The following is a 15507-nucleotide window of genomic DNA, read 5'->3' as shown; positions in this document are numbered from 1 at the left end:
GGGGTGGCCCTTGTGCCGAATCCCCGCCGGCGACTCCGCCAGGACGGTCCCCTGCCCGTCCGCGTAGAAGTCCACGACAAGGGAGACAGCGAACCCCGACTCGTCCACGGCACGGACGAGTCGGGGCGCCGGAGCAACCGGAGTAACTGGAGCAACCGGAGTGACCGGAGCAACCAGGGTGACCGGAGCAACCGGAGCAACCGAGGACTCAGGAAAGCAACTCCACCTCCGCAAGCGTCGCCGCCCGCTCGCCGCTGAACACCAGCCGGTACTGCGTGTACGACCCCGGCCGGTCGACGGAGAATGCTCGCACCTGCCGGTCCCACTCGAACGACTCACCGGAACGCGTGTCCAGCGTCCGCCACTTGGCGCCGTCCGTGGAGCCCTGCAAGGTCCACCCGGTCGGCGCCCCCGCCTTGTCCTTCGGGGACGTCAACGTGTACTGCACGGCCTTGGTCCGCTGCGCGACCGGCAGGTCGACCACACCCCCGGTCACCGCCGCCTCGGTCGCCGACGTGTTGTCGAAGAGCGCCCCCGCCCCCAGCGAGACATCCCCCCGAGGCGTCGGCACCTTGCCATCCTTGGTGATCGACACCGGCGCCGCGTTCTTCCCCGTGCCCCACTTCGACGGCTTCGGCCCCATGTCGAACTCCAGCACCCCACCCTCGGCGATCGCCGAGTGCGGAAGAGCCGTCGAGTTCCACGACTTCCCGTTCACCTTCAGCCCCTGCACATACACGTTCTTCGCACTGTTCTTGGGCGCCTTGATCACCAGCTCACGCCCGTTCTCCAGATTCACGGTCACCTTCGTGAACAGCGGCGATCCGATCGCGTACTCCCCACTCCCCATCACCAGCGGATAGAACCCCAGCGCCGAGAACAGGAACCACGCCGACTGCTCCCCGTTGTCCTCGTCACCGTGATAGCCCTGCCCGATCTCGCTGCCGGTGTAGAGCCGCGACAGCACCTCGCGGACGTTCTCCTGCGTCTTCCAGGGCTGGCCCGCCGCGTCGTACATGTACAGCGCGTGGTGAGCGACCTGGTTGGAATGCCCGTACATGCCCATCCGGACATCCCGCGCCTCGGTCATCTCATGGATGACCCCGCCGTACGACCCGACGAAGTCAGGAGAGGCGGTCTCCGGAGTGGCGAGATACTCATCCAGCTTCTCCGCGAGCCCGGCACGGCCCCCATAGAGATTCGCGAGCCCCAGACTGTCCTGCGGAGCGGTGAACGCGTACCCCCACCCATTGGTCTCGGTGTAGTCATAACCCCACACACGCGGGTCGTACTGCTCCGACTCGACCCGCCAGTCACCCGCGAGATCACGCCCCTGGAAGAACCCGGCCGTCGAATCGAACAGACTCACATACTCCTGCGCCCGATTCAGAAAGTACGCGGACTCCTCCTTGTACCGCTCCTCTCCCGTCTCCTCATACAGCTGCTCGCCCATCTTCGCGATGCCGTAGTCATTGAGGTAACCCTCCAGCGCCCACGACAGACCCTCGTGCGTCGCCGTGCTGGTGTAGCCGAGGAACGGCGATGTCTCCATGCCCTTGCGGCCCACCCCCGACGCCGGCGGCACGACCGTCGCGTTCTTCACCGCCGCGTCGTACGCCGCCTCCGCGTCGAAGTCGACCCCCTTGACGTACGCGTCCGCGAACGCCACGTCCGACGACGTACCGGTCATCAGGTCGGCGTACCCCGGCGACGACCACCGCGAGGTCCAGCCCCCGTCCTTGTACTGCTGCACGAAACCGTCGACCATGTCACCCGCCTGCGACGGCGACAGCAGCGAGTACGCCGGCCAGGTCGTCCGATACGTGTCCCAGAAACCATTGTTGACATACACCTGCCCCTCCACGATCTTCGCGCCCGTGTGGGTCGGGGTGTCCGGACCCGGCATCGGGGAGAACGGCGACGCGTACTTGTCCACCCCGTCGACCTTCTCGAAGCCCGAGTTGGGGTAGAGGTAGAGGCGGTACAGGCTGGAGTAGAGGGTCGTCAGCTGGTCCGGGGTCGCGCCCTCCACCTCGACCTTGCCCAGGATCTCGTCCCACTGGCTCTGCGCCTTCTTCTTGACCGTCTCGAAGGACGTACCGTCGGGGATCTCCTGGCGCAGATTGTCCTTGGCCTGGTCGATGCTGATGAGGGAGGTGGCCAGACGCAGGGTGACTTGCCGGTCGTCCCCCGCGTCGAACCGCAGGTAACCCTTCACCCCGCTCGACGAACCCTCCACCACCGGCTTGTCGAACACCCCGTACACGAACAGCCGTGTCGCGCCCGTCGACAGCCCGGATTTCACATCCGAGTACCCGGTCACGACCCCGTTCTCCTGGTCGAGTGTCAGGCCCGCCTGGTCGGTGACATTGTCGAAGAGGACACTGGTGTCGTCGCCGGGGTAGGTGAAGCGCATGACCGCCGCGTGGTCGGTGGGCGCGATCTCCGTCTTGAGCCCGTTCTCGAACGTCACGCCGTAGTAATAGGGGTGGGCCGTCTCGTTCTCGTGCCGGAAGGGAAGCGCGCGGGCCGTGCGGCCGGTGTCCGGGGTGCCGGAGGCGGCGGACGGCATCAGCTGGAAGGTCTGCCGGTCACCCATCCAGGGGCTGGGCTCATGGCTCGCGCTGAACGCCTGGATCGTCGGCAGATTGTCCGCGTTGTTGGCGCGCGCGTAGTCGTACAGCCAGCTCAGCGAGCCCGCGTTGGTCACCGGCGTCCAGAAGTTGAAGCCGTGCGGGACGGCCGTCGCCGGGAAGTTGTTGCCGCGCGAGAAACCGCTGGAGGAGTTCGTGCCCCGGGTCGTGATCGCGTAGTCCGACAGATGGGCCTTGGGCTTCTCCGGCTCGACCTCCTCGATCGTCACATCGTCCAGCCACCCCCGGAACTTCGCCGGTCCCGTCGGCGAGTCGTAAGCGACGAGAATCCGGTCGATCCGCTTACCTGCCGCGACCGACCCGATCCGCGACTCCACGCTGTTCCACTGATTGACGTACAACACCTTCGACTCGCCCTGCCCGCCCGGTGTCAGCGGGAAGCCATGCTGGTCGGTGGCGGGCAGGTCACTCAGGTAGGTGCCGTCGGTGAAGGCCAGATCCACGGCGACATGCGTGGCGTCGTAGTCGAGATCGCCGTCGGCCATGGAGGGGAACACCTTGTACGACAACTGCGTATCGCGGCCGACCGCCACGTCCACGTCGAAGACCTTGTTGTACGAGTAGGCGCGGCCGTCCGTGAGATGCCGGCCTGCGTAACGCAGCGCCCGCGTGCCGGTGAAGCCCGCCCGCGCCTTCGCGGTGGCCGAACCGACCGGGCCGGTGTCGACCAGCGACAGCATGTCCTGGGGCACGGGGTTGTCACTGCCGCCGGTCGAGAACTGCACATCGGCGAGCTGGGTGATCGGCCCGCCGTTGTTCTGGGTGATCTCCAGCCGGAAGTGCCGATACTCGGCGGCCTCTGCCTCGGCGAGATCGTACGATTTCGTCTGGAACCGCTCGTCGAAGGTCTCACCCTCGCGGGTGTCGAGGGTCTTCCAGTCACTGCCGTCGGCGGACCCCTTCAGGGTCCAGTTCTTCGGGTCGCGCTCGTCGTAGTCGTTCGCCGAGGTGAGCGCGTACGTCACGACGGCGGCCGGTTTGTCGAGGTCGAACTCCAGCCAGGCGGTGGGCGCGAACGCCAGCCATTTGGTGACCGGCTCCCCGTCGATCAGGTTCTCCTTGACCTCGCCCCCGCCCGTGTTCTCGGCGCTCGCGCGGACATCCGTCACATGGTCGGTGATGCTGCCGGGGATGCCTGTCGTGTAGCCCCCGTCGACACCGGCGGACCGCTTGGCACCGTCCGCCCCCGTGTCCACCGTGTTCAGCCAGTCCGGGGCCGGTTCGTCCGCCTCGAACGAGGACGCGAACTCACGGTCGGCGGGGACCGGGGCGGCGGGCAGGGCGATCGCGGTTCCCTGGGACCCGGCGGTCAGCGCGAAGGCTCCCGTCAGGACGACCGCCGTACCCCATCTGTGCCGGGCCTTGCGCCGAGTTCTGTGCCGCATGCGCGAGCACCACCCTCCCTGTGCTGGACAACGTTGTCAGCTTCTGGTTCGCAGGGACCAGTAGTGGTGCAAGTTGCTTGTGCTGTCAAGGGTGTTGGGTCGAGCACTGACCTCGCGATTCATTGGGTGTGCTGTCCGGCAGGTGATCAGGCACGCAGAAGGTTCCCCCGACCAGAGCGAACGCACACTCGGTCGAGTCATGGGGATGAGTCACAAACTCTGCGTCAACTCGTCCTGCCAGTCGTGCCAGTGGCTGGAGAAGGTCTCGCCCTTGGCGTAGTGGAGGAGACCGAGGGCGTTGTAGCGGACGGTGTGCGGGGGGAGTTGGTCGATGGGGTGCCATTCCAGGCCCGCGCATTTGTGGGGTTCCATGTTGCGTGGTTCTCCGTCCCAGTGCCGGGCGGCGAAGAACCAGCCGATGCGGGATTCTCCTTCGGGGTTGCGGAAGTGCATCGCGTGGACGAGCTGAAGTGACTCGCGCGTGACGGTGATGCCGACTTCTTCGCGGCCTTCGCGCATGACGGCGTCGAAGACGTCCTCTCCTCGTTCCAGTTTGCCGGAGGGGAGGTTGAGCATGCCGTCGGCGTAACCGGTGCCCCGTCGTTCCGCGAGGCAGACGGCTTTGTCGCGTTCCAGGATGAGCATGACGTCGTTCACGGGGAGCTGTGGGGCCACGTGCTTGTCCTCCGGCCGGTGGGGTGGGCTGCCGGTAGGGGACCTTAGTCGGGGTCAGGTGGCGATCAGCCCCATGTCGTCAAGGCGGTCCGTTGTCCACTGGACTCGGTCGGCTACGGTCAGGCCGGGGGGCATCATCAGGATGTCCACGCCGCAGTGGCGGAGGACCGCGCGGAGGGTGTTGTCGGTCTCGTACTGGAGGTCGAGAACTTTCTCCCGCATGCGGTCGCCGCCGGCCTTCTGGTCGTAACGGTCCTGGCAGTAGACGATCACGTCGTAGGCGCGGGGCATCCAGGCGCGGCACATCGCTTCGGCGGCGCCGAGGATTTGGCCCACGTCGCGGTCGGTGCGGTCGAGGACCAGGCTGGCGAGCGCGATCACGTTGGCGGGGGTCTTGTCGGTGATGAGGATCTGGTGGTGGCGGGCGGCCCGCAGCGGCACGGTGAGGTGCTGGGCGAACAGGTCCAGCTCTGCGACGAGGTCGAAGTTGCCTTGTCGGTGGACGACGATGTCCTCCATGAAGGGGCTGGTGCGGGCGGGTTCGCCGGTGCAGGTGACGTTGATGCTCCGCTCGCGCAGGTGCGCGGTCAGCGCGTGGACGAGCGTCGTTTTGCCTGCGGCCTGGGTGCCTTCGACGGCGATGACGCGGCATTCTCGGATGGGCACGGGTCCTCCAGGAGTGCGGTGAAGGTTGGGTTGTCCAGCCATGTCCAGGCGCCTTCGGCGCGGGCGGCGAGGGTGCGGTTGACGTTCAGGCCGGTGTCCGGGAGCTGTGCGAGGCCCGCGGTGAGGGCCGCGACGTAGGCGGTGGACAGGGAGTGGCGCAGGTTGAGGACGCTGACCCGCTCGCGGCCCTCCGGCTCGCCGGTCTCGATCCAGCGTCGGTGCCAGGCGGGCATGGATGTCTTGCGCAGTTCGGGCTGGGTGACGTCGAGGCCGAGTGCGGTGCACACGTCGACCAGGCGGCGGGAGGTGCCGGTGAGGAGATGGCCGGCGTCGTATCGGGTGTCGACGTAGTGGTTCTCGTCCGGGGCGGCGTCGCGGCGCTGCCTCCAGCGCTGCCGGGCTCGCTGGAGGGAGGGGATCGCGTCTGTGGGGGCGTTGGCCTCCAGGACGGACAGGTCGGCGCAGAACTGGTGGCCGGTGATGACGGCCGCTGTCTGCTCGGCGGCGGCGACGGCTGCTGCGGCGTGCCGGATCAGTGTGTCCATCTCGCCGGGTTCGTCGACGTACGCGCTGGTCCATTCGTACGGCGCGTTGGCGAGATCGGGGGTGTGGCTGGTGGGCAGGTCGAGCCACGTGACGCTGAAGCAGAAGGGGCGCTGGCCGTTCTTGACGCGGTAGTTCTTCGTCCATTCCACGTCGATGGACGCGATGCGCACAGTCCCCGAGCGCACGGGCGGGGGCTGTAGCGCGTGTGCGGGGGGCATGCTGCTGTTGATGATCATTCGGTGCCTTCCGCCGAGGGGCCGGGGCCGTACGCCGGATGCGTACGGCTCCGTCGGACGCTATTCGCCGGCCGGGTTGGTCACGCCGCCGAGGATGGACGGGGCGGCGTCCCACGCCACTTGTTCAAGGATGTCGTGGATGCTCAGGGTGCCCTCCCAGTGCAGGCGTCCGGCCCGCTTGCCGCCGAGCAGCGCGGTGGTGAGCGCGGAGGACAGGACGCTGCCGATGAGAGCGTGCGGGTCGCCGGACTCTCCGTCGGTGAGGGCTTGGCACTCCGACTGCGCGCGGGTCTGCTGTCGTATGCCCTCGAACGGTTCCAGCGGCACCAGGTCGTGGGTGAGGCCGGTGTCGCTGATGAGCCCGGCCGGGCCGAGGTCGCGGCCGGTGTCCACGCACAGGGCTGTGCCGGGCTCGCGGCTGGTGCGGTCGTTCCATGCCTCGTCGAGCGCGGTCACTCCCGCGTGCCGGGGCTCGTCGGCGCCCTGCGGGAGGTTGCGCAGGACGTGCAGGTCGTCGGCCCCGTTGTGCCATGCGATGAACTGGGCCTTGCGCCGGGCCTGCACGAGCAGGCTGTCGAGGATGTCGGCGATCTGTCTCGTCTGCCCCACGGCGTCCGGGACCAGGGCGCGGTATCCGAAGGCGGCGAGGGGAACGGAGACGGGGAGGGAGCGGGTGCGGTGGATCTTCATGAACACGGCCCCGGCGCCCAGGAGGACGGGTTCGCCGTCGGTGTCGCCCCACAGCGCCGAGAACGCGGCCAGCCACGTCGCCGGTCTGTGCCAGGGGCTGGTGACCGACCCGAACGGAACGTCCGGCCACAGCAGATTCGTCGCCTCCTTCACCGTCGTACCCCCTGGCCGACGGTGTGGATCGAGCGGCCGAGGTACTTGGAGAGGTGGTTCGCCTTGAAGCGGTACCGCTCCCAGACGGCGGTGATGGGCTCCTCCAGCACGTTTCCCAGGTACTCGAACAGGTCGGGCGCGTCGTACACGGGCCATGCCTGAGCCTTGCCGTCGGGCTCGATGCAGATCATGTGGCCCTCGTTCTCCGGGGTCCATTTCGTCAGGCGCAGCGCGGGGGACCACTGGTGTTCCGCGCGGGCGGCCTTCAGACGGTCGAAGGCGTCGTCGGCCTCTTCATGGCTGATGAATTCGTGATCGGCCAGGTTCTCGGCGTTGCCCTTGCGCAAGGGCATGATCAGCTTCACCTTGCCCGCGTCGAGGACATCCGCGATCTGGACGGTGAAGGGCAGCGCGTTCATGGTGGAGCGGTAGACGACCGCGGACAGGGCGAGGGGGATGCCGGCCTCCTGGAGGGCGCGGACGCCCGGCATCACCTTGTCGTAGTCGCCACGGACCCGGTTCGTCGTGGCGCGGGGGCCCTCCAGCCCGATGTTGGCGTACGCGATCTTGCCCGCGATGTTGCGGGCGTGGTCGAGTCCGTGGGTCGCGTTCGTGGGGACGGCGACGATGTGGTGCGGGTGGTAGATGTCCACCACCTCGCCGAAGTCCTTCCGCATCAGCGGCTCGCCGCCGGAGAGGAAGACCCTGCCGACTCCTGCGATGTTCGCCCGGATGGTGTCGAGCTGTCCGAGAGTCGGGTCCGGCTTCTGCAAGATCTCGGAGCAGAACGAGCAGTCGAAGTTGCAGCGCTTCGTCACCTGGAGGATGACGGAGAGCGGGACGGTGGCGGCTTCGGCAGCTACGGCGATGTCGAGGTCCGCGGGGGCGGCGAAGTGCTGCCCGTTGAACGCGTACGCGACACCTCCGCCGAGTTCGTGGTGCGTCTGCCTGGGAACACTGGGCATCCCGAGGTTGGTCATGATCTTTACCTCCGTTTGGCCGGTCCGGTCTGGGGTGGTCCGACGGTTCGGGCCGAGAGCCGTGTGTGGTGGCGTGCGTGGTGTCCCTACGCCGCCCGTCGGCCCGGCGGCCGGCTGTCGGCTTCACGCCGTAGCGCCTCGGCGGCTCTGCCGAGGTCGAGGACGACTTCGACCGCGTGGTGATCGGAAATCCCGCTGGTGTCCAGCACGTTGACTTCGAGTACGGCCTGTACCAGATGTCGGCTCAGGTACCAGCGGTCGATGCGGCTGGGGCCGCCCTGACCCTCGGTGCCGGGGGCATGTCCGGCTGTGGCTCGCAGAGCGGAGCGCTGGCCGAGCGTGTGGGCGGCATGGCGGGCCGGATCGACCAGTCCGCAGCCCCGGAGCTTCTTGTCCACGTAGGTGCAGCTCTCGCGAGTGCCGTCGGGGCCCTCGTTGGTGCGGTGCATGACGTGCGGCAGGTCCGACACCTGCGGCGAGGCCCAGTCGACCGGGGGCACCTCTTCGCCGTCGGGCACCGGGTACTCATTGCAGTCCCCGGCGCCGATCCATCCGCCTCCCCGGCCTACGCCGATCAGCCTGGCCAGGTCATCTGCCTCCCTCTCCCGGTGGCGGGGCGAGGCGGGCGTGTTGTGCCAGGACACCATGATGATCGGTACGTCCGGGACGCCGGCGAGCGTGACGATGACGTTGGTCGGCGGCGTGCGCCAGTCCGTCAGCGCGTACTCCCGTGTGACGGTGAAAACGCCCGGCCGGACGAAAATCGCGGTGGGGTGCTGGCCGGTTCCCGCAGGCGCGAGGAAGCCGCGCATTCCGCCCAGCGCCTGTTCGGCGAGATGGAGGCGTGCGCGGCCATCTGCTCGGGAGTGGGTCATCTCCTGGCGGAACACGGCGTCGGGGTGCCGGGAGGCGAGCAACTCGTGGGCATTGCGCCACCGCCTGGGCGGCTTGCCGCCCTCGTCCGGGCCGCCGTCCATTTCAAGGTTGAAGGTGATGAGCTTGAGCGTGCGCGTGTCCAACGCGTCCCTTCCTGTTTCGGTGATCGGTACGGAGGGTGAGGGTGGGTGGTGCCTACAAGGGCCAGGGCAAGGAGGACATCCTGGCCTCAGGCAGAAGTGCGGGCCGTGCCCGTGCCTGCTCCGGCGTTGAGCAGAAGGAGCAGCTCATCGAGATCCACAGGGCGGGAGTCCGCGAGGCGGCGAACGGACCGTGAGGCCAGGGTCATGGCCAGTCGCGGGTCCCCGTACGCCACCGGGCCCGCAGCTTCCCCGACGGCCTCCGCGCCGTCCGTGCCGGGACTGTAGAGCGTGCCGGTCACGCCCCACGGATGGGCGCTCGCGGCGAGATGAACCACCGGATCGTCCTCCAGATGCAGGCGCCGCCCGACCGCGGCGTGGACATGCGCGGCGCACACGGGCGGGAGACTCGTCAGGATCGCGGGCTGGGTGGGGGCCGGGTCTCTGGGGCCGAGGAAGAGGTACCCGAAAGGGGTCTCAGCAGGTGCGAAGCAGATCAGGCAGTGCATCCGCTCCATGCACAGCCGCTGTCGGACGGGGTGCATGCGCTGCCAGTCGGGTGGCCCGGCCGGCTCGCCGTGGCCGTCCGTGGGCAGGACGCGGCAGCGCGCCCACAGCGCACCCCCGTCGTCCCGGTCGGCAGGCTTCTCGTCCCGATAGCCCAGGCGCGCACCCGATCTGCTCCCAACGACCACGAGGTCGTCGTGCACCTCGTCCTCGCCCGCGCGTGCGGTGACGAAGGGGACCACGGACGGCTCGGTGTGCACCGAGGGCTTCTTCCGCTTGCGGTAGGGGCTGTAGGGGACGGGATCGACTAGCAAGGCGCCTCCCGAGGCCCCGGATGCTCGGAGTCGTACGCCGCGATGGCGGTCTCGCCGAAGTGGGGGAAGGACGGGGCTTGGGGACGCCACGCCTGCCTGATCTCGGTCAGCATTCGGTCGCCTCCCTGAGGCACTGGCGACGAGTCAGCAGCTCCAGCAGCCATTCGAGCGTCCACGCCATCTGCCGGACATGAGCAACCGCCTGGAGATGGCCGCCGGGCAACTCCGTGGAGCGGAGCGTGCGACCCCGCTGAACCAGTGCGGCAACCTCGTCGTCCGCCTGACGCGCTCCCGAGGTGATGGCGTACTCCACCAGGCGCATCAGATGGCCCGTCGGTACCCGTACTCCAGGACCTCGTCCTCGCCGGGCAAGTGGTGGTCCATCACCAACGCGAGGTCGTCCAGGAGGACGCCGTCGACATATGGAGCCCACACCCTCACCTCCCGGACGGCCCTCAAGCCGCCGGGGGTGGCGACCTGGAAGGGCGGGGTCGTGGCCGTGACGGAGCCCCTCAGCATGACTCCTCCGCGGGCACGGCGAGACGGCACCACGTCTGTGCTCCGCCGTCGCCGGTGCCCCAGGTCCCGCCGTGCTCCGCGGCGACGGCCTGCACCATCAGCAGGCCGCGCCCGGACTCCGCGGTCTCACCTACTTGCTCCACGGGAGTCGCCGCCCCGGGCATGCCGTCGATGACGAGGATGTGCAGGACCCCGTCACCGAGGACCATCGTCAGGCGGATCTCCCGGGTACCGCTGTGCTCCAAGGCGTTGGTCATCAGCTCGGACACGACCAGCACCGTGGGGTCGATCAGCGACTCAAGGCCGATGTACCGGAGCCGCGCGGCGGCGAGACGGCGCAGAACGCCGACCCGCTCGGCCTCGACCCGTGGGAGCTGGGCGCCGAGGTCTCGTGGCGCGACCTGGATCCGCTCGTCCATCACCGTCCCGTCGCGGTGTGGGACCGCGCGAGACCGTACGGCTGTCGTCATTTTGGCCTCTTCGTCGTCCTGGTGCCTGGCCGGTCTCCGGGGGGTGAGCAGGCCAGACCGTCGAGAGCCGCGGGAAAGAGATCCCGAGCGGCTGATATCTACTCAACCTCGGTGCGCGATCCGGGGTAAGGGAGCAGAGTGAGGTATCGGTTGAACTGGTTGAACACCCCCGGGAGTCACCAATGGCTCGACGCCTGCGAACACCGAACACGGCCATGGCTGCCCTTATGCAGTCGGAAGGAGTTGAGAACGAGCAGCTCGCCCGCCGGGTAAATGACACCGGCCGTGAACTCGGGTTGAGCCTGTGCTACGACAAATCGTCAGTGTCGCACTGGCTTGCCGGGTCTGTGCCCAGGCCCGAAGTACGGCCGGCTGTCGTCGAAGCGCTCTCCCGCATCGTGGGGCGGCCCGTAACGTGCGGGGAGATCGGTTGGCCGCCGGAGTCGACCGACAACCACAACGTGGTGACGGGAGTGATCGACCTGAGCCGAGCAGACATGGACCCCTCGCGCCGAGGGGTACTCAAAGGCGGAATGTACGCGGCGGCGCTGGCCGTGCCCCGCTTCGAGGACGTCGCGGGACGATTGGAAGCCGTCCAGGCCGGGCGCTCGGTGCACGTCGGTCGCTCCGATGTCGAGACGGTTCGTACGATGACGGACAAGATCGCCGACATCCTCGACCAGGTCGGTGCCGGGCACGCCCGCCCGATGGCAGCGGCTTTCCTGGTCAACACCGCGGGTCCCTACCTTCGTGCCACCGGCACGGACGAGGTCTTGCGCGACATGCGAGCCGCCGTCGCCGACTTCGTGTACCTCACCGGCTGGATGGCCATGTATGAGGATCAGCAGGGCCTCGGGCAGAAGTACTACCAGCGTGCCCTCGAACTTGCCGGTGCCGCCAACGATCACGTGACCTACTGCCGCACGCTACGCGGCATGAGCCTTCAAGCCACGCATCTTGGTCATGGTGCCAAGGGGCTGGAGCTGGCCGACGCCGCCGCCGAAGCCGCACCCGCCGCGGGGCCGCGCCTGGTCGCATTCCTCCGGGGGCAACAGGCGGCTGCCGCCGCGATGACCAAAGACCGGCGGACCGCGCTCGTCCGGCTGAGTGAGACCGAGACGGCGCTGTCCAGCGCGGACAACCGTCGGGACTCAGTGGGGGGATACGACACAGCCGCCTACTATTTCCACGAGGCCCATGTGCGCTGGCACTTGGGTGATCAGGAGGGGTCGATCAAGTCCCTGATCCGTTCGAACGTCGCCCGCTCGCCGCTGGAACGCCAGGGTCGTCTGCATTGCCTCGGAGTGATCGCGGAACGACAACTCCGGATGCGTCACGTCGAAGCCGCGTGTGCCACCTGGGGTACGTTCCTGGACAGCCACATGACTCTGGCTTCCGCGCGTGGTGACAAGCATCTGAAGAGCATGCTCACGGCCCTGCCCGCCCATCGCGCGGTAGCAGGAGTCCGAGAGCTGGAGGAGCGTGCCCGGCACGTGGTCGCCCTCAAGGCCGCCTGATCCAGCCCGCGTGCTGCTGGGCCCTGGGGGAGCCGGGGCCCAGCAGTGGCCAGGCTCGGCGCCGCAAACCAGCTCGCTATCGAAGCCTGACCTACTTGCCGAGCGCGGCCAGGACGAGGGCCTCCTTATCCGGCGTGATCCCGTGCTCCGCCCAGCGGGGATGCTCCACCGGAATGCCGCCATCGCGGAGCCATGCCCAGGTGTCGGCGACGGTTTCCGACAGAGATCGGCACACCAGGCCGGCCGCCTGTGCCCGCGCGGACTCGATCTTCCAGACCCCGGCGTGCGTGCGCCACAGCGGCAGTTCCGTCCACTGCGTCACCCCGTGGTCCAGGAGCAGCTTGTCCGGAGCCCACGCCAGTTGCGCGCCTCCTCCGGCGGCGAGAATGCAGGCGGTGAGAAGGTCCGTCATGGTCTCCCGTCCGATCGGTGCGACGCAGTTGTACGCGCCTCCCTGATCGGCGGCTGCCTGGCTGAGCGCGAACTCGGCGACATCACGCACGTCGATCGGCTGGATGGGCTTGTCCGGGGCGCCCGGGGCAAGCATCCGGCCGCCGCGCGCAGCGCGGTTGAGCCACCACGGCAGCCGACCGACGTATTCACCGGGACCGAGGATGACGCCCGGCCGCAGGATGACCGTCCGCTCGTCACCGAACGCCGCAGTGGTGGCGCGCTCAGCGCCGGCTTTCTGCCTGCCGTAATACCAGTCGGGCCCGTCCCAGCCATCCGGGAGTCGGCCATAGTCGACGTCGGCGTCCGGCGGTCCGTCCAGGACTTCAGAGTCCTCTGTGAGCGGATCATTCGGCCACCCGCGGTAGGCGTTCACGGTGGAAACGTAGACGTACCGACCCGCGGCTGTCTCCAGAGCACGGGCACCGGCAAGGACGTCGCGAGGGGCCATCTCGGAGGCAGAAGTGTCCACCACGGCGTCCCACGTGCCTTCGCCGGCCAGCCGTGCCAGATCAGCAGCGACAGTGCGATCGCCGCGAACCGTTCGCGCTCCCTCCGGCACAGTTCCGGAAAGGCCACGGTTGAAGGCGGTCACGTCCCACCCACGGTCCAGCGCGCCTTGCGCAACTGCGCGGCCCAGGAACCAGCTTCCGCCAAGCACGAGAATCTTCATGGCGCCGATCCTGCCCGAGGAGATGTACCGCGGGCCAGCGCACCTCATACCCATTCACCCCCTCCAGCAAGTGGCCGAGCTGGCTCCATGAGCACCGGCCGACGTTTCCAGCATGTGGCCGGCTTTCGCTCCAAGAGCTTGGCTATCACGCCCACCACCGGAGCAGTGGAACCCGGCATCCCCCAAGACGACACCCCTGCCAAGGGAAACCACCGCGGCAAGGCCCACCCAGACGGCTCACAGTGCACCCACATATCCGCGAGGTCTCAACTCGGAAAAGACCGCACCCGCACCCTGTATTCGATCTTGCTCCATCCGAGGGAAGTGGACTATACCTGTCGGCCACCAGGCGGTGTTCCTCCTGGCAGACGCGGCATGTCACGCACCGTTTCCGTGTGTCCCATAAGACCCTCGATTCAAGAGAAGCCCCTCCTGCACGAACCAGCTCGACCCGATCGCGGTGCCGGGGTCAGGACCGGTTCACCGCCTGAGTCCTGGAGAAGGCGAGGACTTGAGCATGGGAACCACTTCTGCCGAGAACGAGCGGGCGACCGGCGTCGGCCGTCGCGATCTGATCAGGCGTTCGGCCGCACTCGGCCTGATCACCGTCCCCACGATGAGCTTTCTGGCCGGGTGCGCCAGCGCTGGCGGGGGGAATGGAGGGAAAGCCGAGGCCGGTGAGAAGACCGAGAAGAATCCCCTCGGCGTCAACAACTCCGCGCAACTGGAATTCGTGCTGTTCGACGGCGGATTCGGCAAGGAATACGCCGAGGACGCGGTCAAGATCTATGAGAAGGACCTTCCCGGGGCCACCGTCAGGTTCTCCGCGACCCAGAAGATCCAGACGACCCTCCAGCCCCGCTTCAACCAGGGCAGCCCCCCGGACCTCATCGACAACTCCGGCGCCGAGCAGATGGACATGGGCGTCCTGTCCAGCAAGGACCAGCTCGCCGACCTCACCCCGCTGCTCGACGCGGCGTCGTACGACGACCCGGGCAGGAAGGTCCGCGACACCCTGCGCCCCGGCATCGTGGAGATGGGCCGGCTCGACGGCGAGCCGGTGTGGATCCTCTACTACGCCTACACGGTGTACGGCGTCTGGTACTCGCGGAAGGCGCTGGACTCGCTGGACGCCGAGTACCCGCAGACCTGGGACCAGATGCTCGCCGTGTGCGCCGCCGCCAGGAAGAAGGGCATGGCGGGCTGGACGTACGCGGGCAAATACCCGTACTACCTGCCCTTCTCGCTCTACCCGATGATCGGCAAGGTGGGCGGGGCCGAGGTGCTCGACGCCATCGACAACCTGGAGCCGAACGCCTGGAAACACCCGGCCGTCAAGGCGTGCTTCGACGCGTACTACGAGCTGTATGCGAAGGGGTACGTCCTGAAGGGGACGCCGGGGCTCGACCATATCCAGTCGCAGACCGCGTGGGCCCAGGGCAAGGCGCTGTTCCTCCCGAACGGCTCCTGGGTGGAGAACGAGTCGGCGAATGTCATCCCCGCCGACTTCGATCTCGCCGTGTCCGCGCCGACCGGCATCGACAGCTCCGACCAGCTGCCCTTCGGGACCCTCTGGGCCTCCGGCGGCGAGCCCTTCATCGTCCCCGCGAAGGCGAAGAACCCGGCGGGCGGCATGGAACAGCTCCGCATCATGCTGAGCGAGGCGTCCTCGAAGAACTTCACCAGCAAGGTCAAGTCACTGACCGCGTACGACGGCGGCACCGACGGCATCACCCTGACCCCGGGTCTCCGCTCGGGCGTGGCGGCGCTCGAACTGGCCGGGGACAACGTGGTGAATCCGCGGATGCAGGACTGGTACGTCAAGCTCCAGAAGGAGCAGATCGGGGTGTCCGGGCTGGGCGAGATGATGGCCGGACGGCTCACCCCGGCCGAGGCGATCAACAAGATCCAGGCATACGCCGACGAGACCGCCAAGGACGACTCCATCCAGCACTACAGGCACCAGTAGACCGGGCGGCGATCAGGTGAGGATCCGTCAGCAGCGTCTCCACCCGTGCAGAGAGCGTCTCCACCCGTGGACAGAGCGGGGGCGGTA

Annotated in this window: 14 protein-coding genes; 2 read left to right on the top strand and 12 right to left on the bottom strand. The window is 68.0% G+C overall.

All coding sequences use genetic code 11. The features are described 5' to 3' along the window. Positions 1 to 208 precede the first annotated feature (208 nt). From ACFRFC_RS19555 to ACFRFC_RS19505, 11 genes are all read right to left on the bottom strand, one after another. Positions 209 to 4039: a GH92 family glycosyl hydrolase gene (locus tag ACFRFC_RS19555; RefSeq protein ID WP_382690241.1), complete on the bottom strand. Its 3831-nt coding sequence runs from the start codon at positions 4037 to 4039 to the stop codon at positions 209 to 211. A gap of 210 nt (positions 4040 to 4249) precedes the next feature. Next, positions 4250 to 4714 carry an NUDIX domain-containing protein gene (locus ACFRFC_RS19550; RefSeq protein WP_382690243.1) on the bottom strand — a complete coding sequence of 155 codons (465 nt, stop codon included), beginning with the start codon at positions 4712 to 4714 and terminating at the stop codon, positions 4250 to 4252. 54 nt (positions 4715 to 4768) lie between these two features. Continuing rightward, on the bottom strand, positions 4769 to 5380 hold the full coding sequence (locus tag ACFRFC_RS19545; RefSeq protein WP_382690245.1) for an AAA family ATPase: 612 nt from the start codon (positions 5378 to 5380) through the stop codon (positions 4769 to 4771). Then, positions 5302 to 6144, bottom strand: coding sequence for a hypothetical protein (locus ACFRFC_RS19540; RefSeq protein ID WP_382690248.1), 843 nt, complete (start codon positions 6142 to 6144; stop codon positions 5302 to 5304). Before ACFRFC_RS19540 ends, ACFRFC_RS19545 begins: the two co-directional genes overlap by 79 nt. A 78-nt stretch (positions 6145 to 6222) precedes the next feature. Then, the gene (locus tag ACFRFC_RS19535) at positions 6223 to 7005 is read right to left on the bottom strand and encodes a hypothetical protein (RefSeq protein WP_382690250.1); all 783 of its coding nucleotides are present in this window, start codon (positions 7003 to 7005) and stop codon (positions 6223 to 6225) included. After that, positions 7002 to 7985, bottom strand: a complete 984-nt coding sequence (locus tag ACFRFC_RS19530) for a radical SAM protein (protein ID WP_382690252.1) — start codon at positions 7983 to 7985, stop codon at positions 7002 to 7004. Before ACFRFC_RS19530 ends, ACFRFC_RS19535 begins: the two co-directional genes overlap by 4 nt. Before the next feature lie 86 nt (positions 7986 to 8071). Beyond that, a complete protein-coding gene (locus ACFRFC_RS19525; RefSeq protein WP_382690254.1) occupies positions 8072 to 9004 on the bottom strand; it encodes an endonuclease/exonuclease/phosphatase family protein in 933 nt (310 codons plus the stop codon). Between the two features lie 86 nt (positions 9005 to 9090). After that, a complete protein-coding gene (locus ACFRFC_RS19520) occupies positions 9091 to 9822 on the bottom strand; it encodes a hypothetical protein (RefSeq protein WP_382690256.1) in 732 nt (243 codons plus the stop codon). A 106-nt stretch (positions 9823 to 9928) separates the two neighbouring features. Further along, positions 9929 to 10135, bottom strand: coding sequence for a DUF6415 family natural product biosynthesis protein (locus ACFRFC_RS19515; protein ID WP_382690258.1), 207 nt, complete (start codon positions 10133 to 10135; stop codon positions 9929 to 9931). An 8-nt stretch (positions 10136 to 10143) separates the two neighbouring features. Continuing rightward, the gene (locus ACFRFC_RS19510; protein WP_382690260.1) at positions 10144 to 10341 is read right to left on the bottom strand and encodes a hypothetical protein; all 198 of its coding nucleotides are present in this window, start codon (positions 10339 to 10341) and stop codon (positions 10144 to 10146) included. Beyond that, positions 10335 to 10811: an ATP-binding protein gene (locus tag ACFRFC_RS19505; protein WP_382690261.1), complete on the bottom strand. Its 477-nt coding sequence runs from the start codon at positions 10809 to 10811 to the stop codon at positions 10335 to 10337. Before ACFRFC_RS19505 ends, ACFRFC_RS19510 begins: the two co-directional genes overlap by 7 nt. Positions 10812 to 10993: 182 nt before the next feature. Here ACFRFC_RS19505 and ACFRFC_RS19500 point away from each other — a divergent pair, with 182 nt between their 5' ends. Further along, on the top strand, positions 10994 to 12328 hold the full coding sequence (locus ACFRFC_RS19500) for a hypothetical protein (RefSeq protein ID WP_382690263.1): 1335 nt from the start codon (positions 10994 to 10996) through the stop codon (positions 12326 to 12328). A gap of 91 nt (positions 12329 to 12419) precedes the next feature. On the opposite strand, the gene ACFRFC_RS19495 is transcribed toward ACFRFC_RS19500, so the two are convergent. Then, positions 12420 to 13451 carry an NAD-dependent epimerase/dehydratase family protein gene (locus tag ACFRFC_RS19495; protein ID WP_382690265.1) on the bottom strand — a complete coding sequence of 344 codons (1032 nt, stop codon included), beginning with the start codon at positions 13449 to 13451 and terminating at the stop codon, positions 12420 to 12422. A gap of 517 nt (positions 13452 to 13968) precedes the next feature. Here ACFRFC_RS19495 and ngcE point away from each other — a divergent pair. After that, positions 13969 to 15420 carry an N-acetylglucosamine/diacetylchitobiose ABC transporter substrate-binding protein gene (gene ngcE / locus ACFRFC_RS19490; RefSeq protein ID WP_382690267.1) on the top strand — a complete coding sequence of 484 codons (1452 nt, stop codon included), beginning with the start codon at positions 13969 to 13971 and terminating at the stop codon, positions 15418 to 15420. The last annotated feature ends 87 nt before the right edge of the window (positions 15421 to 15507 follow it).

Origin of the sequence: Streptomyces sp. NPDC056734 (assembly GCF_042790455.1) — a bacterium.
GTDB lineage: Bacteria > Actinomycetota > Actinomycetes > Streptomycetales > Streptomycetaceae > Streptomyces.
This window is presented reverse-complemented; position numbering and strand designations above follow the sequence as displayed.